20 protein-coding genes are annotated in these 21,491 nt (G+C 59.8%); 18 read left to right on the top strand and 2 right to left on the bottom strand.

Annotation, left to right across the window (positions count from 1 at the left end):
- Position 1: 1 nt before the first annotated feature.
- The 14 genes from waaC (at position 2) to JUI81_RS05705 (ending at position 14,725) form a co-directional block, all read left to right on the top strand.
- On the top strand, positions 2–1,063 hold the full coding sequence (gene waaC / locus JUI81_RS05770) for a lipopolysaccharide heptosyltransferase I (RefSeq protein WP_019582160.1): 1,062 nt from the start codon (positions 2–4) through the stop codon (positions 1,061–1,063).
- Complete coding sequence (locus JUI81_RS05765) at positions 1,063–2,184, top strand: glycosyltransferase family 4 protein (RefSeq protein ID WP_018928558.1); 1,122 nt, start codon at positions 1,063–1,065, stop codon at positions 2,182–2,184. Before waaC ends, JUI81_RS05765 begins: the two co-directional genes overlap by 1 nt.
- Complete coding sequence (rfaP, locus tag JUI81_RS05760; protein ID WP_019582161.1) at positions 2,184–2,990, top strand: lipopolysaccharide core heptose(I) kinase RfaP; 807 nt, start codon at positions 2,184–2,186, stop codon at positions 2,988–2,990. The genes JUI81_RS05765 and rfaP overlap by 1 nt, the downstream gene beginning before the upstream one ends.
- A complete protein-coding gene (locus JUI81_RS05755; RefSeq protein WP_019582162.1) occupies positions 2,990–3,724 on the top strand; it encodes a lipopolysaccharide kinase InaA family protein in 735 nt (244 codons plus the stop codon). The genes rfaP and JUI81_RS05755 overlap by 1 nt, the downstream gene beginning before the upstream one ends.
- The gene (locus JUI81_RS05750; protein WP_028940177.1) at positions 3,721–4,473 is read left to right on the top strand and encodes a lipopolysaccharide kinase InaA family protein; all 753 of its coding nucleotides are present in this window, start codon (positions 3,721–3,723) and stop codon (positions 4,471–4,473) included. The genes JUI81_RS05755 and JUI81_RS05750 overlap by 4 nt, the downstream gene beginning before the upstream one ends.
- Positions 4,473–5,924: a lipopolysaccharide kinase InaA family protein gene (locus JUI81_RS05745; RefSeq protein WP_019582164.1), complete on the top strand. Its 1,452-nt coding sequence runs from the start codon at positions 4,473–4,475 to the stop codon at positions 5,922–5,924. Before JUI81_RS05750 ends, JUI81_RS05745 begins: the two co-directional genes overlap by 1 nt.
- Before the next feature lie 168 nt (positions 5,925–6,092).
- Complete coding sequence (locus tag JUI81_RS05740; protein ID WP_081625785.1) at positions 6,093–6,428, top strand: YceK/YidQ family lipoprotein; 336 nt, start codon at positions 6,093–6,095, stop codon at positions 6,426–6,428.
- Between the two features lie 174 nt (positions 6,429–6,602).
- The gene (locus JUI81_RS05735) at positions 6,603–8,360 is read left to right on the top strand and encodes a carbamoyltransferase (protein WP_204123916.1); all 1,758 of its coding nucleotides are present in this window, start codon (positions 6,603–6,605) and stop codon (positions 8,358–8,360) included.
- Positions 8,344–9,474, top strand: a complete 1,131-nt coding sequence (locus JUI81_RS05730) for a glycosyltransferase (protein ID WP_028940176.1) — start codon at positions 8,344–8,346, stop codon at positions 9,472–9,474. Before JUI81_RS05735 ends, JUI81_RS05730 begins: the two co-directional genes overlap by 17 nt.
- Positions 9,474–10,370, top strand: coding sequence for an antimicrobial resistance protein Mig-14 (locus JUI81_RS05725; RefSeq protein WP_019582167.1), 897 nt, complete (start codon positions 9,474–9,476; stop codon positions 10,368–10,370). Before JUI81_RS05730 ends, JUI81_RS05725 begins: the two co-directional genes overlap by 1 nt.
- Before the next feature lie 8 nt (positions 10,371–10,378).
- Positions 10,379–11,809 (top strand): PIG-L deacetylase family protein, encoded by a 1,431-nt coding sequence (locus JUI81_RS05720; RefSeq protein WP_204123915.1) that lies wholly within the window; start codon positions 10,379–10,381, stop codon positions 11,807–11,809.
- Entirely contained in the window at positions 11,806–12,762 is a 957-nt protein-coding gene (locus JUI81_RS05715; protein ID WP_019582169.1) for a glycosyltransferase, read from the top strand. The genes JUI81_RS05720 and JUI81_RS05715 overlap by 4 nt, the downstream gene beginning before the upstream one ends.
- 39 nt (positions 12,763–12,801) lie before the next feature.
- Positions 12,802–13,569 carry a glycosyltransferase family A protein gene (locus JUI81_RS05710; RefSeq protein WP_019582170.1) on the top strand — a complete coding sequence of 256 codons (768 nt, stop codon included), beginning with the start codon at positions 12,802–12,804 and terminating at the stop codon, positions 13,567–13,569.
- Complete coding sequence (locus tag JUI81_RS05705) at positions 13,559–14,725, top strand: hypothetical protein (protein ID WP_050438306.1); 1,167 nt, start codon at positions 13,559–13,561, stop codon at positions 14,723–14,725. Before JUI81_RS05710 ends, JUI81_RS05705 begins: the two co-directional genes overlap by 11 nt.
- Positions 14,726–14,767: 42 nt before the next feature.
- Here JUI81_RS05705 and JUI81_RS05700 read toward each other — a convergent pair whose 3' ends face one another.
- The gene (locus JUI81_RS05700; protein ID WP_019582172.1) at positions 14,768–15,409 is read right to left on the bottom strand and encodes a toluene tolerance protein; all 642 of its coding nucleotides are present in this window, start codon (positions 15,407–15,409) and stop codon (positions 14,768–14,770) included.
- A 116-nt stretch (positions 15,410–15,525) separates the two neighbouring features.
- On the opposite strand from JUI81_RS05700, the gene msbA reads away from it, so the two are divergent.
- The 4 genes from msbA to hldE all read left to right on the top strand — a co-directional run bounded on the left by msbA (position 15,526) and on the right by hldE (position 20,336).
- Positions 15,526–17,325, top strand: a complete 1,800-nt coding sequence (gene msbA, locus JUI81_RS05695; protein WP_019582173.1) for a lipid A export permease/ATP-binding protein MsbA — start codon at positions 15,526–15,528, stop codon at positions 17,323–17,325.
- 184 nt (positions 17,326–17,509) lie between these two features.
- Positions 17,510–18,214, top strand: a complete 705-nt coding sequence (locus JUI81_RS05690; RefSeq protein ID WP_026331926.1) for a sulfotransferase family 2 domain-containing protein — start codon at positions 17,510–17,512, stop codon at positions 18,212–18,214.
- Entirely contained in the window at positions 18,207–18,812 is a 606-nt protein-coding gene (cysC, locus tag JUI81_RS05685) for an adenylyl-sulfate kinase (RefSeq protein WP_026331927.1), read from the top strand. Before JUI81_RS05690 ends, cysC begins: the two co-directional genes overlap by 8 nt.
- Before the next feature lie 102 nt (positions 18,813–18,914).
- Positions 18,915–20,336: a bifunctional D-glycero-beta-D-manno-heptose-7-phosphate kinase/D-glycero-beta-D-manno-heptose 1-phosphate adenylyltransferase HldE gene (gene hldE / locus JUI81_RS05680; protein WP_019582176.1), complete on the top strand. Its 1,422-nt coding sequence runs from the start codon at positions 18,915–18,917 to the stop codon at positions 20,334–20,336.
- Positions 20,337–20,493: 157 nt separating this feature from the next.
- Here the strand turns inward: hldE and JUI81_RS05675 are convergent, their stop codons facing one another.
- Positions 20,494–21,459 (bottom strand): hypothetical protein, encoded by a 966-nt coding sequence (locus tag JUI81_RS05675; protein ID WP_019582177.1) that lies wholly within the window; start codon positions 21,457–21,459, stop codon positions 20,494–20,496.
- Positions 21,460–21,491: the final 32 nt, after the last annotated feature.

The raw sequence follows: 21,491 nt of genomic DNA, 5'->3' as shown, positions 1-21,491 counted from the left end.
TTTGCGGGTACTGTTGATCAAGACTTCTTCGCTGGGCGATGTGATTCACGCGTTGCCAGCGTTGACCGATGCGGCGCGGGCGATCCCCGGCATCAAGTTCGACTGGGTGGTGGAAGAAGGTTTCGCCGAGATTCCGACCTGGCACCCGGCCGTGGGCAAGGTGATTCCGGTGGCGATTCGTCGCTGGCGCAAGAACATCTGGCAGACCCTCAAGAGTGGCGAGTGGAAGCGCTTCAAGCAAAGCGTCCGCGCGACGAAATACGACTTGGTGATCGATGCGCAGGGCCTGCTGAAAAGTGCATTGTTGACGCGCTATGCCAAAGCACCGGTGGCCGGGCTGGACAAGAACTCGGCCCGTGAACCGATCGCCGCGCGCTTCTATTCCCGACGTCTGGCCGTGGCCCGTGGGCAGCACGCGGTTGAACGAGTGCGTCAGCTGTTCGCGTTGGCCCTGGGTTACGACCTGCCCAAAGGGCTGGGTGATTACGGCCTGAACGTCGAGCGGCTGGTGGAGTTGCCGCGCAAGAATCCGTACGTGGTGTTTCTCCACGGCACCACCTGGGACACCAAGCATTGGCCCGAAGCCTATTGGCGCGAGCTGGCCGAGCGGGTGGGGTATCTCGGCGTGGCGGTGAAGCTGCCATGGGGCAATCCGGTCGAAAAGGCCCGCGCCGAGCGCATTGCCAAAGACATGAAACACGTCGAAGTGCTGCCCAGGCTGAACCTGGCGGGTGTCGGCAAAGTCCTGGCCGGCGCGCAAGCGTGCGTGGCGGTGGACACCGGCCTCGGTCACCTGGCTGCGGCGCTGGACGTGCCGACCCTGTCGCTGTTCGGCCCGACCAATCCGGGCCTGACCGGCGCCTACGGCAAGTCGCAGATTCACATGGCCAGCGACTTCCCTTGCGCACCGTGCCTGCAAAAGAAATGCACCTATCAACCGACGGCCGACGATGCCCGTCGGTTTGACCTGAAGCGCGAGTGGCCCCTGTGCTTCACGCGTCTGAATCCCGAGCGTGTCGCGAGCCGACTGAGCACGTTGTTACTGGCTGAGGAGCTGCGCTGATGCAATTGGCATTTGTCCTGTACAAGTACTTTCCGTTTGGCGGCTTGCAGCGCGACTTCATGCGCATCGCCCTTGAATGCCAGCAGCGCGGCCATCAAATTCGTGTCTATACGTTGATCTGGGAAGGTGACATCCCGCCGGGCTTCGAAGTGTTGGTGGCGCCGGTCAAGGCGTTCTTCAATCATCGGCGCAACGAGAAACTCACCGAATGGATGGAGGCCGATCTGGCCAAGCGCCCGGTGGATCGCCTGATTGGTTTCAATAAAATGCCGGGCCTGGACGTTTACTACGCCGCCGACGGCTGCTTCGAAGACAAGGCGCAAAACCTGCGCAACTCGCTGTACCGTCGCTGGGGCCGCTACCGGCACTTCGCTGAGTACGAACGCGCGGTGTTCGCCAAAGATGCCAAGACCGAAGTGCTGATGATTTCCGAAGTCCAGCAGCCGCTGTTCATCAAGCACTACGACACACCGCTGGAGCGCTTCCATTTGCTGCCACCGGGCATTGCCCAAGACCGTCGTCGCCCCGCGAACGCGGATGAAATTCGCGCCGGGTTCCGCGCCGAATTCAACCTGAAGGACGATGAGCTGCTGCTGGTGCAGATCGGTTCCGGGTTCAAGACCAAAGGCGTGGACCGTAGCCTCAAGGCACTGGCCGCGCTGCCCGCCGAGCTGAAAAAACGCACCCGGCTGTTTGTAATTGGCCAGGACGACCCCAAAGTATTCCAATTGCAGAGCGCCACATTGGGGCTCGGCGACAACGTGCAATTCCTCAAGGGCCGCAGCGATATCCCGCGCTTCCTGCTCGGTGCCGATCTGCTGATCCACCCGGCGTACAACGAAAACACCGGGACGGTATTGCTTGAAGCCCTGGTAGCCGGTTTGCCGGTGTTGGTGAGCGCGGTGTGTGGGTATGCCCATTACATCGCCGAGGCCGACGCGGGTCTGGTGCTCGACGAACCCTTCGATCAGGCGCAACTGACTCAGTACCTGACCGGCATGTTGAACGACACTGATGCACGGGCGGCCTGGAGCCGCAACGGTCTGGCCTTCGCCGAGACGGCCGACCTCTACAGCATGCCGCAGCACGCGGCCGATGTGATTCTGGCGGAGCACGCTTAATGAAGTTGATGCTGGCTGAACCGTTCAAGAGCCTCTGGGCCGGACGCGACCCGTTCGCCGAAGTCGAGGGCCTCAAGGGCGAGGTGTACCGCGAGCTCGAAGCGCGCCGGACACTGCGAACTGAAGTGGACGGCCACGGGTACTTCGTGAAGATCCACCGGGGCATCGGCTGGGGTGAGATTTTCAAGAACCTGCTGACCGCCAAGCTGCCGGTGCTGGGCGCGGGCCAGGAGTGGAAGGCCATTGAGCGTCTGCAAGAAGTCGGCGTGCCGACCATGACTGCCGTCGCTTATGGCGAAAAGGGCAGCAACCCGGCGGATCAGCATTCGTTCATCGTCACTGAAGAATTGGCGCCCACCGTCAGCCTTGAAGATTTCAGCATCGACTGGGTCAAGCACCCGCCGGAGCCCAAGCTCAAGCGCGCCCTGATCGCCGAAGTCGCACGCATGACCGGCATGATGCACCGCGCCGGGGTCAACCATCGCGACTGCTACATCTGCCACTTCCTGCTGCACACCGATAAGCCGGTGACCTGCGATGACCTCAAGTTGTCGGTGATCGACTTGCACCGCGCCCAGGCCCGCCCGACGATTACCCGGCGCTGGCGCAACAAGGACCTGGCGGCGCTGTATTTTTCGGCGCTGGAGATCGGCCTGACCCGTCGCGACAAACTGCGTTTCCTCAAGGGGTACTTCCAACAACCTCTGCGCCAGATTCTGGTTGAAGAAGCCGGGTTACTGGCGTGGCTCGAAGGCAAGGCCAACAAGCTCTATGAGCGTAAACAGCGCTACGGGGATGCGCTCTGATGTCGGGTTGGACACTGGAGCCGGCTTACAGCGATCTGGCAGAAGATTTCGGCAGTCTTGATGCGGTGTTTGCCCTCGAGGGCGAGCGACTGACCCATGATCCGCTGTCTGAAGTTATTCGCGTCCAGCGCAAAGGCGTCAACTATTACGTCAAACGCTACGTCAGTGCCGGCAAAGGCCTGCGACGCTACCTGGGAAAGCCTCGGGTAAAGGCCGAGTGGCAGAACCTCAAGCGTTTCGCCAAGTGGGGCATTCCCACCGCAGAGGTTGTGGCCTGGGGGTTGGAGCGGCACGGTGTGACGTACGCCCGTGGGGCAATGATCACCCGCGAACTGCCGCGTACCGAAGACTTGTCGGTCCTGGCTAATCGGCGTGATCCGAAACTGGCGGACCGCGCCTGGGTTGATACCGTCAGTCGCCAATTGGCCGGTTACACCCGGACCATGCACGACAACCGTTTCACTCATAATGATTTGAAGTGGCGCAACCTGTTGGTCGACGATGAGGCCCGGCTGTTCCTGATCGATTGCCCCAACGGCGATTTCTGGCGCGGCTTCTGGCTCAAATACCGCATCACCAAAGACCTGGCCTGCCTCGACAAGGTCGCCAAGTATCACCTGTCGGCTACCCAGCGCCTGCGCTTTTACCTGCAATACCGCCAATGCGCCCGGCTCGACGCCGCGGACAAGAAACGCATTCGGCACGTGGTGAGATTTTTTGAGGGACGCGAATGACTGATTTTCTGGCTGCTGAAGACCGTGCGCTGTTCGAGCGTCATGGTCTCGGCACCTTCGACGCACTTTGGGCCAAACAGCTCGACGCGGTGGACGAGCCCAACACCGGCCGGGGTGGCTGGAGCAGTGTGTTTCGGCTGGATCTGGACGGTCATGGCTACTACCTCAAGCGCCAGAGCAACTACCTGACGCGCTCCCGGCATTCGCCCTTTGGCGAGCCGAGTTTTGCCCGTGAGTTTCGCAACATAAGTCGTTATCGGGCGCTGGGTATTCCGGCGCTGCAGGCGGCGTTTTTTGGTGAGCGCAAGGTCGACGGTGAAGTTCGGGCGATTCTGCTGACTCACGCGCTGGACGGTTGGGATGATCTGGATTCGCTGTTGCAGCGCTGGTCGGAGCTGAGCGCGATACAGCACTCGGCCATTCTCAAGGCCTGTGGGCAACTGGCGCGACGCCTGCACGGCAGGCGCCAGGTCCACGGTTGCTTCTACCCCAAGCACATTTTTCTTCAGGCCACCGGCGACGGCTATCAGGCGCAATTGATCGACCTGGAAAAAACCCGGCCGCTGTTTTTCGGCCGGCGTGATCGGGTCAAGGACCTGGAGCCGTTGCTGCGTCGGGCGCCGGAATGGAGCGACAGCCAGCTGCGCGAATTGTTGGCGGTTTATCTGGATCAGTCGCTGAACAGTTCGCGGGTGGACCGCTGGGTATCGCGCCTGAGTGCGCGGCGCAGTAACAAGGAGACGCGTTGATGCGTTTGTCCGAACTGAAAAACGCCGGCCGCAGCCCGAGCCTGCCGCTGAGCATTCCACTGGCCGATGCCGCGGGGCCTGCCGATTTGCAGCTGCTGAGTCTGCTGCGGGTATTGCCGGGGCAGCGTTATGTGGGTGCTGGCGTCTGGCGCGGCCGGCCGGTGCTGGCCAAGTTGTTGGTCGGTGGCAAAGCGGCGCGGCATTTTCAACGTGAACTGGACGGCGTGCGTTTGCTGGCCGCTCAGGGGCTGACCACGCCGTTGTTATTGGCCGATGGCCTCAAGGATGGCGAGGGCGGTTGGCTGTTGTTCGATTTCCTTGAGGGTGCCGAGAGCCTGGGGGATGCCTGGAAGCAGGTCGAACACTTGCCCGCATTGGCGGATGAACAATCCGCGGTGCTGGCTGAGGCGTTGGGCGCCATCGGCCAACTGCACAGCAAAGGCCTATGGCAGGAAGACCTGCACCTGGACAACCTGCTGCGCCATGGCGGTCAGTTGTATTTGATCGATGGCGCCGGGATCTGCGTCGAAACGGCGGGCAAGCCACTGTCGCAACAGAAAGTCCTGGAAAACCTCGGGGTGTTTTTCGCCCAGTTGCCCAAAGTGCTGGAACCCTTCACCGAAGAGTTGCTGGTGTATTACCTGCTGAGTAACGGCGAACACGCGTTGCCGATGGAGGCGTTGCAAAAACAGATCGACAAGGTCCGTCGCTGGCGTTTGAAGGACTTTCTGATCAAGGTCGGCCGCGAATGCACGCTGTTCAGCGTCCAGCGTGGTGCGTTCGGCTTACGGGCGATTCGCCGTGAGGAAGAGGCCGCGATGCTGCCGGTGCTGGCACAGGCCGACGCCTTGCTCGATCAGGGGCATCTGTACAAGACCGGCGGCGCGGCGAGCGTCGGCAAGGTCGAGGTGGCCGGGCGCACACTGGTGGTCAAGCGTTACAACATCAAAGGCTTTACTCACTGGCTCAAGCGTTTCTGGCGCCCGAGCCGCGCCTGGCACTCATGGCGCGAAGGCAATCGCCTGGCGTTCCTCGGTATTGCCACGCCAAAACCATTGGCGTTGCTGGAGAAGCGTTTTCTCTGGCTGCGCAGCCGGGCGTACCTGGTGACCGAGTATTTGCCGGGGCCGGACATCATCGAGCGCTTCGCGCCGTACGTTGAGAGCGGGGACGCGCCGGAAGCCGAGTTACGGGCTCTGGATCACCTGTTCGCCGAACTGATCGGCGAGCGGATCAGCCATGGCGACTTCAAGGGCCATAACCTGTTCTGGCAGCAGGATCGCTGGGCACTGATCGATCTGGATTCGATGTGTCAGCATGGTTCGCTCAGCAGCTTTGCCCCCGCGTATGCGCGGGATCGGGCGCGGTTCATGCGCAACTGGCCCGAGAGCAGTGCGCTGTACCAAGTGATTGATCAGCGTCTGCCCAAAGATATCTCTAGCGCTGCTTGAATCGGGTCTTCGACCCCATCGCGGGCTTGCCCGCGATGGGGTCAGATCAGTCTCCCGAGATCTGGCGGACAAGTTCTTGTGAATTGTCCTACATGATCTGCAGAGCCCATGAACTGTGCCCTGAATAGCCACGATGCTAGTTTGCCTGACGTTCTCGGAGGGCAGATTTTGACGATAAAAATGGCTGTGATGTTGAGCTCTTTTTCACTGGCGCTGTCTGGCTGCGGGACCGCTGTCACGGTGCTGCAGGATGACGAAGAGGCCGCCCGTGGCCTCAGAAAGCAAAAGACCTACTGTCAGTCCATTCCTCGCATCTACAGCGGTCTGGCTCACGACTTTTGTCTCCTCCATGCGCCACCCGATCCCACGGGTATTCTGGTGCCGTTCGTATTGCTGGACTTGACCCTTTCGGGTGTATTCGACACGGTTTTCTTGCCCTATACGATTTACCGGCAGGCTGCCGACGGAAATATCAGGATTTACTGGCGGCCGGGTCGCGGATGAGCAAAGGCGAACGCTTGGGCTCGACGTCATCTTCACGGCACCGATAAGGGCAGGGTCATTCCCGCCACGTTTACGCTATAATCCCGCCCTTTAGCTGTCTCTCGCCCCTTGCGAGGGCACATTAATTTTTGAGGCGCGTTGCGCCTGCATGCAGACTAAAGAGGCTAGACCCCTGTGGCATTGACGATTCTTGGCCTGTCCGGCGCCCTTAGCCATGATCCTTCCGCAGCCTTGTACATCGACGGCAAGCTGGTCGCGGCGGCTGAAGAAGAGCGTTTCGTGCGTGATAAACATGCAAAGAACCGCATGCCTTACGAATCGGCGAAATTCTGCCTCGAGCAGGCTGGCATCAAGCCATCCGACGTTGACGTGGTGGCGATTCCATTCGCACCGATCAGCCTGTTCGGCAAGGCTCGCTGGCACTACGCCAAGCGCTACTGGTACGCCCCGGACCGCGCCCTCGATGCGATCCTGATGGGTAACCGTCGCTACAAGCGCTATCGCAACAAGATTGTCTGGTGCCTCGAGCAATTGGGTTTCGATCCGAAAAAGATCAAGATCGAGCCGGTCGAGCACCACTTGGCCCACGCCTCCAGCGCCTACCACTGCTCCGGTTTCAAAGAGAAAACCGCGATCCTGGGGATCGACGGCAAGGGCGAGTACGCCACGACTTTCTTCGGTTATGGCGAAAACGGCAAGATCCACAAGATCAAGGAATTCTTCGATCCGGACTCCCTCGGCGGCCTGTACGGCACGATCACCGAGTTCCTCGGCTTCGAAATGCTCGACGGTGAGTTCAAGGTCATGGGCATGGCGCCGTACGGCGACGCCAGCAAATACGATTTTTCCCGTCTGGCCTCGTTCGAGAACGGCGAGCTGGTGATCAACACCGACTACGCCAACGTCATCGGCCTGCGTCGTTATAAAGAGAAGGGCAAGGGTTTCTACTTCTCGCCGAAGCTGATCGAGTGGCTGGGTCCGAAACGTGAAGGCGACATCGCCGACGAGCCGTACATTCACTACGCCGCCAGCATGCAAGCGCTGTTCGAGAAACTGGCGTTGCAGATGATCGACCATTACCTGGGCGATGTGCTCAAGGAAACCGGCAAGCTGGCCTTCGCCGGTGGTTGTGCGTTGAACGTCAAGCTGAACCAGAAAATCATCGCCCGCGACGACATCAAAGAATTGTTCGTCCAGCCTGCGTCCGGCGATGCCGGTACCGCGGTGGGTGCGGCCGCTTACGTGTCTCATGCTCGTGGTGTACCGGTCGAGAAGATGGAGCACGTCTACCTCGGCCCGTCCTACAGCAATGAAGACGTGATCGCGGCCTGCGCCCGTCACGCCGACAAGCCAAAGTGGCGCAAGCTCGACAACATGCCGGAGCAGATCGCCAAAATCATGGTCGATGGCAACCCGGTGGCCTGGTTCCAGGGCCGCATGGAGTTCGGTCCGCGTGCCTTGGGCGGTCGTTCGATCATTGGCTGCCCGAGCGTGGCCGGCGTGGCGGACCGTATCAACCATCAGATCAAGTTCCGCGAGCGCTGGAGGCCTTTCTGCCCGTCGATGCTCGACACCGTTGCGCCGCAAATGATCAAGATCGATCACCCGGCACCGTTCATGACCTTCACCTTCGAAGTGGCTGAAGAGTGGAAAACCCGCGTGCCGGAAGTCGTCCATGAAGACGGCACGTCCCGGGCCCAGGTGCTCAAGCGCGAATACAACCCGCGCTACTACGACATGATGAAGGCGTTGGAAGTACTGACCGGCAACGGTGTGTCGCTGAACACTTCGCTCAACCGTCGTGGCGAGCCGATGATCTGCTCGCCGACTGACGCCTTGAACATGTTCTTCGGTTCCGACCTGCAGTACCTGATCATGGAAGACATTCTGGTGGTCAAAGAAGGCGCGGACGCTTATGACTCGCTCGGCTGAACGCCATGTGCTGCAGTTCTGTCACGGCTATGACGGGCCGTTTCTGGACTGCGCCCGGCAGTACGCCAGCCTGTTCGCGGGGACCGGTTATCGCGTGACCACGGTGTTCCTGACCGGGGCTGCAGATAGCCAAGTCGCCGCGAACTGTGCGTCCGACGAGGTGCTGTTCATGGAGTACAGCTCCAAGGCCATTCGTGGCCTGAAGCTGGGCGCCATCGGCGATCTGCGCAAGATCGCCGCATCGCGCAACTTCAGTTTCTGCATCGCTCATCGTTTCAAACCGATCTACATCGCCCTGCTCGGCACCTCGTTGCCGGTGATTGGCGTGCATCACGCGTTTGGTGATTACCAGCGCCGCACCCGCAAGCTGTTCGCGCATATTTTCCGCAAACGCCTGAGCCTGCTCGGCGTCTCCGACGCGGTGCGTGACGACATGCGCCGTTGCTTGCCGAAATGGCCGGTCGAGCGGATTCAGACGCTCTATAACCGGATTGATGTGCAGGCGTTGCAGGCCAGCCAAGTGTCGGTTCGCGAGGCCCGGGAAACCCTCGGTCTGTCGATGGATGCCTGGATTGTCGGCAACGTCGGGCGCCTGCATCCGGACAAGGATCAGACTACGTTGTTGCATGGTTTTGCCAGCGCATTGCCGGGGTTGCCGGCCAACAGTCAGCTGGTGATTCTGGGCAGCGGTCGGCTGGAGCAGGACCTCAAGGCCCTGGCGCGTGAACTGGGTATCGGCGATCGCGTGCTGTTCCTCGGCCAGGTGCCCGAGGCGCGTCGCTACTTCCGCGCTTTCGATGTGTTTGCCTTGAGTTCCGATCATGAACCGTTCGGCATGGTATTGCTGGAGGCCATGGCCGCCGGTGTGCCGCTGCTCGCCACCGCGTGTGGTGGCGCCAGGGAAGTGGTCGAAGGTGTGGGCATTCTATTTCCGCTGGGCGATGCCGGGCACTTGGCTCAAGGGCTGCAACATCTGGCCGCGATGGACGAGCAGCAACGCCGGCAGTGCGCCGAGCTGATGTTCGACCGCTTGCGTGAGCGCTTCTCCGATCGCGCGGTGCGCGATGCTTTCTGGCATTTGCCGCACGTTACCGAACTGGCACCGAGGGGCTGATGCTCAACCGATTTCAAGGCTGGCGCGAGCGTGGCTGGGTGCAGGTCGACGCCTCGACTTATGCACAAACCTGGCAGCGTTTTGGCGGCAGCGTCGCGACTCATCCTCTGGTGGTCGAACGTCTGGCACAGTTGGCCGACATCCCGGTGCGTTACCTGGCTTGGGAGCAGGACGGCGAAGTGAAAGCCGCCATCCCGACCTGGGGGCGCGACCTGGCGCTGTCCAAGGACGTGCTCAAGCGCACGGGTAAAAAAGGCCTGTTCGACCTCGGCAATGCCGAACTGATTCTGCCGGCCGCCACCGATGCCCAGGCACCGCTGCGCCATCGGGGGCGTTACCTGTCGGCGCTGAGCGAAGGTCGTTTTACCGGTATCAAGCTGCAGACAGAACAACTGGCGCTGGCCCGTACGCCTGAAGAATTGTCGAAAAAGTTTCGCTACAACCAGCGCCGCGAGTTGCGTCTGCTGGAAGAGGCGGGCGGCGTGGTGCGGCCGGTTACCGAGTTTTCCAGCAGTGAACTGGCGGCGATCTATTGCGACCTGTTCCAGCGTCGCTGGGGCTTTCCGGCCACCGGTGCCGAGCGTATGGGCGAGGTGATCGAGTTGTTGCGCGAGTTGCTGATCGGCTCGGTGATTTTCCTCAACGACGCACCGATTGCGACTCAACTGGTGTACCGCGTCGAGGCGCCGGAATGGATCAGCGTCGAATACGTCAACGGCGGTGTCGATCCCGAGACCCGCGAATTCAGCCCTGGCAGCGTACTGAGCTTCCTCAACACCCAAAGCGCCTGGGAACATGCCCGCGCGTTGGATAAACCCCTGCGGTTTTCCTTTGGTCGAACCGACCGTGAGTACAAGGACCGTTGGTGCAATTCTGTGCCGGTCTTTACGGTATGAGCCAACCCATGAGCCGCAAACAGCAACTGCTCAAGCGCCATCGGCGCAACAAACGCATCGGCCTGTTGATTGCGTTGATGCTGCTGATCGCGATCGGCGTGCTGGTGGTCTGGTGGCTGCCGCTGGTGTTTGCGGTGCTGGGCTGGATCGCCCACGAGGCATGGTTTGCCGACCATCTGTTTTATTCCCCCCAAGACGATTACCAATACAGCTTCCCGCCGTATACACCACAGCCCAAGATCCATCTGGACGGTGAACGGCTGCGGCTGGATGAGGGTGTCATGCTGGTCGATGACGCCACGCTGGTACTGGCGTTGCGGGTGAAAAGTACTTGGCTGGGGCGCTTTATCGATCCGGTGGTCGAGTTGCTGGGGGGGGATAATCCCGACCGGCAAACTTTCGAGCGCGGTGTAAATGGGCTGCGTTATCTCAATCTCAGTGGTCAGTCACGGGTGCTGTCACAGGGTGAATTACGTTTGCGCGGGCGTTTCTGCCGATTGCTTGGTGAGCCAGTACTTTGGGCGTTCGAGCATCCGGATTACAGTCGTCAACGGGTGATGGTGATCGCCCCGCACGCCGACGACGCCGAGCTGGCGGCATTCGGGCTGTACAGTAGCGCAAGTCAGAGTTGGGTGGTGACCCTGACCGCCGGAGAAATTGAGGCCGGGCACTATCGACAGATGGGGCTCAATGATGTCGAAGCGTCCCGCATGAAAGGTTCACTGCGTGCCTGGGACAGTGTCAGTGTGCCGTTGTGGGGAGGTGTACCTCAGGAGCGCTGTATACAACTGGGGTACTTCTGCCTGCAATTGCCCGCCATGCAGAGAGCACCCGCCGAGGCCGTAGCGTCCCGCGAGGCACAGCTTGGCGATACCCGATATTTCCGCCGGTTCAATCCGTTTGCCTTGGGCAGTGACGTTGATGGTCTGCCGTCCTGGAACAATCTGCTGGCGGATCTGCGTGAGTTGATCGAGCGCATCGAACCTCAGATCATTGTCTTGCCGCATCCACGCTTTGACCCTCATCCAGACCATCTGTGCTCGCAGCAGGCAGTGATGCAGGCACTAAGCGGCACGACTTGGCAACCCGACACCTTATTGCATTACGCCAATCATTTGCACGACAACGATCGCTGGCCAATGGGCGATGCCGGTACAGGCGTAGCGCTGCCGCCGCAGATGGATACGCATGAGCCGCTGCGGCCCTGGACGCTTTGTTTGTCCGCCGAAAAACAATGGCATAAGGCCATGTCGTTGGGCATGATGCACGACCTTCAGCCCGGGCCTCCCTTCAAGCGTCTACTTCGCCGGGCAATACAACGTTGCCTGGCGGCCCGACGCTGGCCGGCATTCGGCGAAAACGAGTTCTTCCGTAAAACAGTGCGACGCCACGAGTTGTTTTGGGTCCAAGAGCAGTCTGGAAAGAGAGAGTCCAATTGAAAGTTCTGTTTCTGGTTCAGAAGGAGCAGCGAGCGATCCTTGACCGACTGTATGACGGGATCGCCGAGCATTGCGAGTGCGACAAGCGTGAATTGACCAGTGCAGAGCAGGACGACTTGCGTGGCTACTTTCGCAGGCATGTCGATGTGACCCTTTATGACCGGATCGTGTTTTTCCTGCGCTTCAAAAAAGAAATCAGACAGGTGAGGTTCATACAAACCCTGCCCAATCTGGTTATTCTTGAACACGATGCGTACCAGAATTACATCCCGTGCAAATACACCGGGAAATTCAGTGCCCATTACCGCAAGTTGCCTTGGGTGCGGGTGATCAGCTCGGGTTTCATGGTCAGCCAGCGCTTGCGTGATGAAGGTTTTGACGCGCACTTCGTGCCCAAGGGCTACGATCAGGCGCTGCTGCAAAACCGTCAACGTGAGCGTGATATCGAGCTGGGTTTCGTTGGCAGTCTCAATAGTGTGGCGTATGCCGGTCGCAAGGCCATGCTCGAGTCGGTGGCCGACGTCGAAAACTTGCTGATCACTCGCACCGGGTCGGGTGAGGAGTACTGCGAGACGTTGAGCCGGATCCGTTACTTCGTGAGTGCCGATGTCGGCATGGGCGAATACATGATCAAGAATTTCGAGGCCATGGCCTGTGGTTGCGTGCTGTTTGCTTACGATCAAGGGGAAGCAGAGAATCGCGCGCTAGGTTTTGTTGATATGCAGAATATTGTGCTCTATCGGACACGCGACGAACTCAGAGAGAAACTCGCCGTGTTGCGCGCGTCCTCGCAACTGGCCGAGGCCATTTCGTTGGCCGGTCAGGCTCTGGTAGAGCAGCGCTATACCTTCCGGGCGGTGGGGCATGCGATTGTCGATGCCATGCGTGCGCCGTTGCGCGAGCGGGTGCCGCTGAGCTGGAAAGAGAAACTACGCTTGTCGTTGGGGCTGTGAAGCCGGGCGATTAAACAATAAATGGTGCGGTGTAAATAAATGCTGTTCAGCGATACTAGCGACATTTCGATCGTCATCACCAGTTGCGGCCGCTTCGATCTGTTGAAGCGGACTCTGGAGACACTTGACCGGTTCAACACGGCCCCCATCCGTAAAGTGTTCATTACCGAGGACTCCGGCGACAGTGCCGTAGAGGCCTGTATTCCGGAGCACTGGAGGGCGCACACCCAGTTCTTCATCAACAATCCGCGTCTGGGTCAGTTGCGATCCATCGATGCCGCCTATTCTCAGGTGCAGACGTCATGGATCTTCCATTGCGAAGACGACTGGGATTTTTATCGCGAAGGGTTTATCGAAGATTCCCAACGACTGTTGGAGGAAGATCCACAGGCGCTGCAGGTGTGGTTGCGCAGCTTCAATCATGACCTGATGGTTCACAGTCCTTATGTGTTCCTGGGCGAACGAAAAATCAGCCATGGCGTTCCTTTCTACATGCTGGGCTCGCACAAGGCGGACTGGCAGGGTTTTTCCTTTAACCCAGGGCTACGCCGTCGCGCGGATTACCTGTTGCATGCACCGTATTCCGGGTTATCCGGAGAGAAAGACTTGTCGCGTCTGTATGCCGGGGAAAACCGCTATGCGTTGATTCTGGAAAACGACGCGGTATTGCACACCGGCTTCGGTGAACATGTGGTGGTTCCACAGGAGCGTGCGAACAAATTGAAGCGCAAACGTCTCGATCGGCTCAAGCTGATGGCAGCCCTTATTATCGGTTTGGCAACAGGTTGGGTGCTCCATGGGATTTAGCGGCGCGAAGCCTGGAAAGATCACCGTCACGTCTTATTTTGGAACGATGCTCTGTCTGTTTCTGCTGAGCTTCATAGTGGGCTGGTCGTCGAAGTGGACCAACAACCTGTTTTACGGACTGATGGTATTGCCGGGCCTGTTTTTCCTGATCAAGGAACGCGGTAACGGCTTGCTCAAGCAGCCGTTGATGTGGGGCTGGCTGGCATTTCTTCTGTGGTTTGTGGTGCCTGCGGCGATTGCCGGACACTTGCAGTTCTACAAGCACATTTTCTATGTGCTGATGTTCGTCATGGTGCTCGGCGCATTCACCGAACCTCGCTTTTTCCGCAGCCCCCTGTTTGTTCGTGCGCAGTTCTGGATCCTGGCGGTGTACATTTTCGCCTGGGCGGTCTACAGCTGGGCAACTGGTGAGTATGCCGTCGGTAGTCGGGTGGCATTGCTTCCTGCACGTTTGCAGAACGTCATATATGCCGGTATCTGGTTGTTGTGCGCGCTGGCGCTGGCATTGCCATTCTGGCTCAGGGAACGCAAGTTCGTCGAAGCTGGCTTGGCCGTCGCTTTTTCGTTATTCGCGGTAGTCTACATTCTGCAGGCACGCACGGCGTTGGTAGGGGCCGTGTTCCTGGCGGGAATCTGGGTGCTTTATGGGATCTATCACAAGCCGCGGCAAGTTGGCGGCGGCGTCGCGATTAGTCTGGTGCTCATGGGGCTGTTGTTCCTGGCGGTGCATAACGACGCCTGGTACCAGGCATTGTGGACGCGCGGCGATTCGTATCGCATCGAGATTTTCGAAGTCATGGTTGGCGAATGGCACCGTTGCGGCTGGGTACTGGGTTGCGGCATCGACTTCCACACCACTCAGGTGCTCGACGGCTGGATGCCGATCCAGCATCCGCACAATATTTTCGTCTCGCTGGGGCTTTACAGCGGCGCCGTCGCACTGGTGTTGTTCATCGCTGTGATGGCGGCCTCGCTTTGGCAGGCCTGGCGTATGCGTGATGAGTGGGGCGTGTATCTGGCGTGTGCGCTAGTGATGTTGAATTTCGACGGCGGCTTGTTGATCGGTAATCCAGACGAACTATGGCCATTGGTGCTGTTGCCGGCGGGGATGATCCTTTCTCGGGCATTGCAAGCGCAGCGCCAGGCACTAGTGTAATACCTGACCTTCGTCCCATCCCCAGGGACGAAGGTGTCTGGATCATTTTTGCAGAGCGATGCTCAGTTCCTCCGGGGAGCAGGTGCTCTGCGTCTGGCCATAATTCTTCATGAAGACTTCGCCGCGACCGTCGAGCAACCATAGGCGGTCTTGCGGGTATCTCACCATGTGCTTGAAGTTGCGCAGCCGTAGGCTCTTGCGCAGCGGACGGCGATAAACCCGCATGTCTGCAATATCGATCAGGCCCAGCTGATGCTCGGGCGTGAGCACGATATTGCCCAGGTGCGCTGAACGGAAGTAGATTCCGCGCTCATGCAAGGTGGCCATGAAGGCCCCCAGCTGACCGCGCAGTGGGTCGGCATCGTCCTGGGCATCCAGAAGTTGGCGCAGGGTCCGACCCGGTAACGGGTCGTAATGCACGGCATCGCGCTCGATGCTGGGGATGCGGTAGACCTGACGTATCGACGGGCAGGGAATCTGCCGCTCATGCAGTGCGTCGCAGTTGTCGGCAAAGCGTTTGGCGTAGGGGTACCAGGCAGCCGATGTCAGCAGGCGCTTGCGGCGAAACAGCTTGAGGATCGAGCCGTCCGTCAACCGCAGAACCTTGTCCCCGGAGCCATCGGCTTCAAGGACTTGTGCTCCCTCGCGCAGGGCGAGGTATCGGGGGTGGTCAAGCACTTGCATCAATACTCCAGGTTTCGACGCCGTGAGGCATGGATAGCCGGTCATGTTACCGCAGCTCAGTGACTAAAATGGCCTGTGTTACACTCGCGGGCTCTTTTCTCATACAACGGGTTCTCATGACTAGCCCTGATTCGCCTGCGCCGTCGAGCTTGAAAATTTACCTGCGCCTGCTGTCGTATGTGCGCCCGTACTGGGGCATGTTCGCCATCAGTATCGTCGGCTTCGTGATCTTTGCTTCGACGCAGCCCATGCTGGCCGGGATTCTCAAGTATTTCGTCGACGGCTTGAGCAACCCGGAAGCGGTGCTCTTTCCCAATGTGCCTTATCTGAAGGACTTGCAGCTGCTGATGGCCGTGCCGTTGCTGATCATCCTGATCGCCGCGTGGCAAGGCCTGGGCTCGTTTCTTGGCAACTACTATCTGGCGAAGGTTTCGCTGGGGTTGGTGCACGACTTGCGCGTCGAGCTGTTCAACAAGTTGCTGGTACTGCCTAACCGTTATTTCGACACCCATAACTCCGGGCATCTGATTTCACGCATCACCTTCAACGTGACCATGGTTACCGGCGCCGCCACCGACGCTATCAAGGTGGTGATCCGCGAAGGCCTGACTGTGGTGTTTCTGTTTGCCTACCTGTTGTGGATGAACTGGAAACTGACCCTGGTCATGCTGGCGATCTTGCCGCTCATCGCGATCATGGTCGGCAGCACCAGCAAGAAATTCCGCAAGCAGAGCAAGAAGATCCAGGTGGCCATGGGCGACGTGACCCACGTTGCGTCCGAGACCATCCAGGGGTATCGCGTTGTGCGCAGCTTCGGTGGCGAGAGCTATGAAGAGCGCCGCTTTGCCGAAGCCAGCCAGGGCAACACGGACAAGCAATTGCGCATGACCAAGACCGGCGCAGTCTACACGCCGATGCTGCAGTTGGTGATCTACAGCGCCATGGCCGCTCTGATGTTCCTGGTGCTGTTCCTGCGCGGCGATGCGACCGCCGGTGACCTGGTGGCATACATTACCGCCGCAGGCCTGTTACCCAAGCCGATTCGGCAGCTATCGGAAGTCAGCTCGACGATCCAGAAAGGCGTCGCCGGGGCCGAAAGCATTTTCGAGCAACTGGATGTCGAGCCGGAGCTGGACAAGGGTACAGTCGAGAAAGATCGGATCAACGGTCATCTGGAGGTGCGCAACCTGAGCTTCACCTATCCGGGAACCGACCGTGAAGTACTGAAAAACATCAGTTTCACCGCGGCACCGGGGCAAATGATCGCACTGGTGGGGCGTTCCGGCAGCGGCAAGTCGACGCTGGCCAGCCTGATTCCACGCTTCTATCACCACGAAACCGGCGAGATCCTGCTCGATGGCGTTGAAATCGAAGACTATCGCCTGCGCAATCTGCGTCGTCATGTTGCCCAGGTGACGCAACACGTCACGCTGTTCAATGACACGGTTGCCAACAACATCGCCTACGGTGATCTGGCCGGCGCGCCGCGTGCGGATATCGAGAAAGCTGCCCAAGACGCCTACGCCATGGATTTCATCGCCCAGCTGCCGCAGGGGCTGGACACCGATGTCGGCGAGAACGGTGTGCTCCTCTCCGGCGGTCAGCGACAGCGTCTGGCGATCGCCCGCGCCTTGCTGAAAAACGCGCCACTGTTGATTCTCGATGAAGCGACGTCGGCACTGGATACGGAGTCTGAACGGCACATTCAAGGCGCGCTGGATCGAGTCATGAAAGGTCGCACGACGCTGGTCATCGCTCATCGGTTGTCGACCATTGAGAAGGCTGACCTGATTCTGGTCATGGATCAGGGCCGGATCGTCGAGCGCGGCACCCATGCCGAGCTTCTGGCACAGAACGGCTACTACGCCCGCCTGAACGCCATGGGCCTCGATGCCCCGGCTGAAGACATCGCCTGACTCGATGCAAGGGTGAGCCCTGCTCACCCTTGCGTTCACCGGCGTGCAACGCGTCCGGTGGATTGTATCCAGACTTTTACGCTTGTTGACCAAACCGGAATAAATCTCGGCAACGCGCTTGTTAAGGTTCCTGAACGAACTTTGACTTCAAGCGATGGGGCAACCCTTTCGCGCGGGTACTGCCATGCTGCAACGCTATCTCTGGAAGCTCTTGCCCAAGTCGCAGCGGGCTTTTCTGCTGGGGCGCCTGTCGGTCGTGGACCGTCAGGTGGTCAACAAATCCATGTCGGCCAATCTGGGGTTTCCTCAGGCCTTCGAACAGCATTCCTGTCTATTCATTCATGTCCCCAAATGTGCCGGGAGCAGTGTGTGTGCAGCGCTGTTCGATGGCTGGAGCCCTGGGCACTTGCCGTTGTATTGGTACGAGCAGCAATTCCCCGAACAGTTTGCCACCAGTTTTAAGTTCGCCTTCGTTCGTGATCCGCTGGAAAGGGCTTACTCGGCTTATGCCTTTTTGCGCGGCAACGAGTTGGGTCGGCGCGACCAGGCGGCGCAGCAGCTGGTCAGCCACTACCGCGACTTCGATGATTTCGTCGCTCGCTGGCTGCATTCGGAGACGATCAGCCGACAAATACATTTTGCCGCGCAAACGGATTTTCTGACCGACTCTCTGGGGCATCTGGCCCCGGATTTCATCGGCTACCAGGAGCATCTGGAGCGAGATTTTCGCTTGGTCTGCGAACAGTTAGGCCACTCGGTGGTGTTACCTCACCTCAACGGCTCGCAACAGCGGCGTCCGATGCTTGCCCGCGATTTCTGCTCGGTGCGTACCCGTCGGCTGGTGCGACGGGTGTACCAGCGCGATTACGAAATGCTCGGTTATGAATGAGACCCTGTCGATGCCTGTTCCGGAGATCAGGCCTTACGATTTATCGCTGTCGAACCACGACCGCGCGGTTATCAAATCCCAGCACCCGCGCTGCCTCTGGCTGACGGGCCTTTCAGGCGCGGGCAAGTCGACCCTGGCCAATGCGCTGGAGCTGCAACTGAATCGGCATGGGCTGCACACGTTTCTGCTTGATGGTGACAACTTGCGCAATGGCCTGTGCCGCGATCTTGGGATGAGTGCCAAGTGTCGCCGGGAAAACATTCGACGCGTGGCCGAGGTGGCGCGGCTGATGGTCGACGCGGGTTTGATTGTGATTGTCGCGGCGATCTCGCCGTTTCGAGCCGAGCGAGACGCTGCCCGTCGGTTGTTTGCTGAGGGTGATTTCATTGAGGTGTATGTGAGCACGCCGTTCGCGGTATGCGCGCAACGCGACCCCAAAGGCTTGTATCAAGCTGCCCGGCAAGGGCGGATCAAGGACTTTACGGGTATCGACAGCCCTTATGAGGCGCCGCTGACGGCGGAGTGCGAGATCGATACCCAGGTGCTGCAACTTGAAGATGCTTGCCGTCGTTTATCACAATTTCTGCTCAATAAATGATCAGAAACCCCCGCTGATTCATCAGGTTGCAGCCGTCCAGCAAGCCAGCACCAACCCTGTGTTAATATCGCGCCCCTGTTCATTTTGTATGTGGGTTGCTCCATGAAGTTGTCCATGCCGCGATTCAATCAAGCCCCTGTCTTGGTGGTCGGCGATGTCATGCTCGACCGTTACTGGCATGGTGGTACCTCACGGATCTCCCCTGAGGCGCCGGTACCGGTCGTCAAGGTCGATCACATCGAGGACCGCCCGGGCGGTGCCGCCAACGTTGCCTTGAACATTGCCGCGCTCGGTGCGCCGGCCTCGCTGGTCGGTGTGACCGGCGACGACGAAGCCGCCGACAGCCTGGTCAATAGCCTCAAGGGCGCTGGCGTGCGAGCGTTGTTCCAGCGCATTGCGCACCAGCCGACCATCGTCAAGCTGCGGGTCATGAGCCGTCACCAGCAATTGCTGCGTATCGACTTCGAAGAATCCTTCGCAACCGACGCCCTGGCGCTGGGCGAGCAAGTCGACGAATTGCTCGAAGGCATCAAGGTGCTGGTGCTGTCCGACTATGGCAAAGGTGCGCTGAAAAACCATCAGGTACTGATCCAGGCCGCCCGTGCCCGGGGCATTCCGGTACTGGCTGATCCCAAGGGCAAGGATTTCTCGATCTACCGCGGTGCGAGCCTGATCACCCCGAACCTCAGCGAGTTTGAAACCATTGTTGGCGGTTGTGCCGATGAGCACGATCTGGTGAGCAAGGGCGCGCAACTGATGCACGACCTCGACCTCGGTGCGTTGCTGGTAACCCGTGGCGAGCACGGCATGACCTTGTTGCGCCCGGATCATCCGGCACTGCACCTGCCGGCCCGTGCCCGTGAAGTGTTCGACGTGACTGGCGCCGGCGACACGGTGATTTCTACCCTGGCGGCGGCGATCGCCGCTGGCGAAGAGCTGCCTCATGCGGTGGCCCTGGCTAATCTGGCGGCGGGCATCGTGGTTGGCAAGCTCGGTACTGCTGCCATCAGCGCACCGGAACTGCGTCGCGCGATTCAGCGTGAGGAAGGCTCCGAGCGCGGTGTGCTGGGCCTCGAGCAGTTGCTGCTGGCGGTCGATGACGCGCGAGCACACAAAGAGAAGATCGTGTTCACCAACGGTTGCTTCGACATCCTGCATGCCGGCCACGTGACTTACCTCGAACAGGCGCGCGCCCAGGGTGATCGCCTGATCGTGGCGGTCAATGACGATGCGTCGGTGAGCCGCTTGAAAGGGCCGGGTCGGCCGATCAACAGCGTCGACCGTCGCATGGCGGTACTGGCAGGTTTAGGCGCCGTGGATTGGGTGATCAGCTTCTCTGAAGGCACTCCCGAAAACCTGCTGCGTGCGGTCAAGCCGGATGTACTGGTCAAGGGCGGTGATTACGGGATCGACCAAGTGGTTGGCGCGGACATCGTCAGCGCTTACGGCGGGACCGTGAAAGTGCTGGGGCTGGTGGAAAACAGCTCAACCACGGCGATTGTCGAGAAGATTCGCAATCACTGATTTTGGATGAGGGCTTGCTGTGGCGAGGGGGCTTGCCCCCGTTCGGCTGCGAAGCAGTCGTAAAACCTCCCGCTGCGATATGTCAGTAAAACCGCGGTGACCGGATCAGGGGTTGCTTCGCGGCCCAACGGGGGCAAGCCCCCTCGCCACAAGTGTTCTATCGTGCTGCCTTGCGCGGCACGATTCTTTTCAGCAGTTGTTTCGCCTTCCCGCGTAACCGGGCCAAACCCGAATCCTTCCCCGGTGGGGTCAAACCCTGCTGTCGCACCCAATCCTTCCAGCGAATCCGTTCATCCCTCACCAGCCAGCCTTCCTGCCGGGCAAAACTCTCCGCCAGATACAACCCGCGGGTACTCGCCGGGTACAGGTGATCCTTTTTCAGGGTATAGAGCTCGGCCATCGGCTGACCGTCCTGCAGTGGCATCAAGTACAAATCGGGGCGTTTGCGATCGAGCCGGGCCACCAGTTGATCGCCCTCCAGCCGCTCGTCGACATGGAACAGGCTCAGGGATTTGGCTTCCTTGGGCACGTCCAGGCGCAAATCGTAGATCAATTGCAGCGAGGCTGTCGGCAAGTGCACGTAGGCCCGGGGACGTTCGATCAGCGGCATGTTCGCGCAGCGCACCGGCCGCGCCGAGCCGGAGAGTGGTGTCAGGCGAAACGGCAGGGCTTCGCGGTAGTGCAGGGCAGCCGAGTAGGGCGCTGGCAGCCAGGTTTCGTTGAAGCGCCCGCTGAGCCAGCCCTCCGGGGTTTCCAGCAGGCACTCTTCGGCAATTTCCTGGGTCGCCGTGTGCAACGGTAGGTTCAGCTCATGGGCCGGCACGTAGCCGGAGATCAGCTTGAGCACCACGTCGCCGCGATCCTGCCGACGCTGACGCACCAACACCCAGTAGTCGCGATTCTGCCAATGCAGGGTCAGGCGCACCGAAACCCCGAGGTTCGCCAGCTCCAGGGCAAACCGTTCGCTGTCGGCCACCGTCACCGGACGGCGGCGTTGCAGGGTCTGGGAAAAATTCAACGGCATCCCGACGCTCTGATAACTCAAACCTTCGGGTGTGGCTTCGACGAACAGCGGCAGGGTCTTGAAGTTGCTCGGGTTCTTTCTGATCAGCGTACGCGGCATGTCGGCTCCTGCTTAAGGCCGCGTGGGCGGCA

This window comes from Pseudomonas sp. 008 (genome assembly GCF_016861935.1).
Taxonomy (GTDB): Bacteria; Pseudomonadota; Gammaproteobacteria; order Pseudomonadales; family Pseudomonadaceae; genus Aquipseudomonas.
Note: the sequence above shows the minus strand (reverse complement) of the source record. Positions and strands in the feature narration are given on the sequence as shown.

Excerpts from the sequence above, each read along its gene's own strand:
- JUI81_RS05720 (WP_204123915.1), top strand. The coding sequence starts at position 10,379 with ATGAGCCGCAAACAGCAACTGCTCAAGCGCCATCGGCGCAACAAACGC.
- JUI81_RS05705 (WP_050438306.1), top strand. The coding sequence starts at position 13,559 with ATGGGATTTAGCGGCGCGAAGCCTGGAAAGATCACCGTCACGTCTTAT.
- JUI81_RS05755 (WP_019582162.1), top strand. The coding sequence starts at position 2,990 with ATGTCGGGTTGGACACTGGAGCCGGCTTACAGCGATCTGGCAGAAGAT.
- hldE (WP_019582176.1), top strand. The coding sequence starts at position 18,915 with ATGAAGTTGTCCATGCCGCGATTCAATCAAGCCCCTGTCTTGGTGGTC.
- JUI81_RS05750 (WP_028940177.1), top strand. The coding sequence starts at position 3,721 with ATGACTGATTTTCTGGCTGCTGAAGACCGTGCGCTGTTCGAGCGTCAT.
- JUI81_RS05765 (WP_018928558.1), top strand. The coding sequence starts at position 1,063 with ATGCAATTGGCATTTGTCCTGTACAAGTACTTTCCGTTTGGCGGCTTG.
- rfaP (WP_019582161.1), top strand. The coding sequence starts at position 2,184 with ATGAAGTTGATGCTGGCTGAACCGTTCAAGAGCCTCTGGGCCGGACGC.
- msbA (WP_019582173.1), top strand. The coding sequence starts at position 15,526 with ATGACTAGCCCTGATTCGCCTGCGCCGTCGAGCTTGAAAATTTACCTG.
- JUI81_RS05725 (WP_019582167.1), top strand. The coding sequence starts at position 9,474 with ATGCTCAACCGATTTCAAGGCTGGCGCGAGCGTGGCTGGGTGCAGGTC.
- JUI81_RS05745 (WP_019582164.1), top strand. The coding sequence starts at position 4,473 with ATGCGTTTGTCCGAACTGAAAAACGCCGGCCGCAGCCCGAGCCTGCCG.
- JUI81_RS05700 (WP_019582172.1), bottom strand. The coding sequence starts at position 15,409 with ATGCAAGTGCTTGACCACCCCCGATACCTCGCCCTGCGCGAGGGAGCA.
- cysC (WP_026331927.1), top strand. The coding sequence starts at position 18,207 with ATGAATGAGACCCTGTCGATGCCTGTTCCGGAGATCAGGCCTTACGAT.
- JUI81_RS05675 (WP_019582177.1), bottom strand. The coding sequence starts at position 21,459 with ATGCCGCGTACGCTGATCAGAAAGAACCCGAGCAACTTCAAGACCCTG.
- JUI81_RS05730 (WP_028940176.1), top strand. The coding sequence starts at position 8,344 with ATGACTCGCTCGGCTGAACGCCATGTGCTGCAGTTCTGTCACGGCTAT.
- JUI81_RS05710 (WP_019582170.1), top strand. The coding sequence starts at position 12,802 with ATGCTGTTCAGCGATACTAGCGACATTTCGATCGTCATCACCAGTTGC.
- JUI81_RS05690 (WP_026331926.1), top strand. The coding sequence starts at position 17,510 with ATGCTGCAACGCTATCTCTGGAAGCTCTTGCCCAAGTCGCAGCGGGCT.